This is a genomic window from Caulobacter sp. D5 (assembly GCF_003185805.1).
Taxonomy (GTDB): domain Bacteria; phylum Pseudomonadota; class Alphaproteobacteria; order Caulobacterales; family Caulobacteraceae; genus Caulobacter.
This window is the reverse complement of the sequence record NZ_QHJY01000450.1, coordinates 1-1,756: the sequence shown is the minus strand read 5'-3', so window position 1 is coordinate 1,756 and position 1,756 is coordinate 1. Positions and strand designations below refer to the sequence as shown.

Annotated in this window: 3 protein-coding genes; all 3 read left to right on the top strand. The window is 73.8% G+C overall.

What is annotated here, in order from left to right:
• On the top strand, window positions 1-416 hold a 416-nt coding region (locus DMC18_RS26270; RefSeq protein ID WP_158285972.1), incomplete at its 5' end, for a hypothetical protein.
• Window positions 416-1,072 carry a hypothetical protein gene (locus DMC18_RS23325; protein ID WP_110119693.1) on the top strand — a complete coding sequence of 219 codons (657 nt, stop codon included), beginning with the start codon at window positions 416-418 and terminating at the stop codon, window positions 1,070-1,072. The genes DMC18_RS26270 and DMC18_RS23325, both read left to right, overlap by 1 nt.
• Window positions 1,069-1,756 (top strand): hypothetical protein (locus tag DMC18_RS23320; RefSeq protein WP_146218189.1); only part of this gene is annotated, 688 nt, incomplete at its 3' end. The genes DMC18_RS23325 and DMC18_RS23320, both read left to right, overlap by 4 nt.

Below are 1,756 nucleotides of genomic sequence, written 5' to 3'. Positions count from 1 at the left end.
GCCCTCGCCCCACGGCCACAGCCAGCGACCCGCTCGACCGCCGCCTGGCCAAGGCCCGCGACATGGTCAGCCGGGGCCGCAAGGCCTACGCCGCCGCCGAGCGCGCCCTCGACGGCGCCCGCGACGCCATCCCCAAGGACTGGGTCGAAAAGGCGCGCGAGAAGATCCCGGGCCTCGGCCGCGCCGACCCCTACGTCCGCGAGACCGCGCGCAAGCTGGCGGTCGGCGCCGGCACGGTCGGCGAATATGTCGACTACGCCGAGAAGGCCGACCGCATGCGCGAGATGGCCAGCGACGTGCGCGAACTGAAAGAGGCCGACGAGGCCCGCGACGACGCCCGCCGCGACCGCGCCCTGGAAAAGCTGAAGGCCAGGCGCGCCGAAGGATCCCGCGACAGTTCCGAGGGAGGCGACTGATGACGACCGAAAGCCGCTTCGTCGGCAATTCGATCGAGGAGCTGCTGGTCGCCCTGGCCGAGGGCGTGCGCGAGGCCCAGCTGGCCCTGAACGCCGGTCCGCGCGTCGATGCCTCCGGCGCGCCGTTGGGCGGCTACCAGCTGCCGTTCCTCGACTTCTCGATCAAGGTCGACATGCAGACCAAGGCCGACGCCGGCGGCCGGCCGGTGGCCCTGCTGTTCACCGCCCGCGACCAGAGCTCCAGCAACCAGCAGGTCAGCAGCACGATCAGCGGCCGGCTGGTGGCCACCCCGCCCGGCGAGGGCCTGCCGACGCCGCGCATCGCCTTCGTCGTCGGCCAGAACATCGGCGGCAAGGCGACCCTGTCGATCACCGTCGCCAACAGCGCCGGCGAGGTGCTGGCCGACCAGCCCGTCGAGCTCAACATCGACGACGAGGCCGGCGCCACCCTGTCGGCCGCGCGCGGCGCGGCCAACTACAAGCGCCAGGCCGGTACGCGCCTCGACCAGGCCCTGCTGCGCACCGACGCCGCGGGCAAGGCCGCGACCACCCTGTCCATCGCCGCCAAGGAGCCGGCCCGCGCCGTCGTCGTGGTCGTCGCCTCGATCGGCGCGTTCAATGCGCGGGCCGTCGTCGGTCTGGAGGAAGTGGGATGAGCACGGCCTTCACCTGGAGCGCCAGGCTGACCGACGCCGACGGCAAGCCGGCCGTCGGGGCGAGCCTGGACGTCCAGCTGTTCGACCTGAAGACCAACGCCTGGGTCGCCGTCTCCAGCGCCAAGACCGACGCCGACGGTCTGGCCCGGGGAACCGGCGCGATCGCCGACGACACCCTGCCCTTCGCCCCGGCCTTCCGGCTGGTCGAGGGGGCGGCGGCGATGTCGGTCAGCCCCGAGTTCGGCCGCGCCGCGCGCGGCGGCGGCCTGACCATCGACTTCGGCCAGGTGCGCCGCCTGGCGGTCGAGGAGAAGGTCGTGGCCCGCACCACGGTCGCGGCCCGGGTGCTGCGCGCCGGGACGGTCATAACCCCCGTCGGCGGCGTCATCGCCACCGACAGCCCCGCCGCCCGCGACGTCGCCGACCGCGACAAGCTGCTGGCCGACAAGGACGCCGAGATCGCCACCCTGCGCTCGGCCAAGGTCGACGTCGCCGCCGTCCGCGCCCAGGCGGCCGAGGAGACCACCAAGACCTTCACCGCTCGCCTCGTCCAACGCGACCAGGACCTGGCCGATCGCGACCGCCAGCTGGCCGACCGTTCCCGCATCGTCACCGAGCAGCAGAGCGAGATCACCCGCCTGCGCGGCGTGGTCGCCACCCAGGAGACGGCGGCTCAGGCCGCCG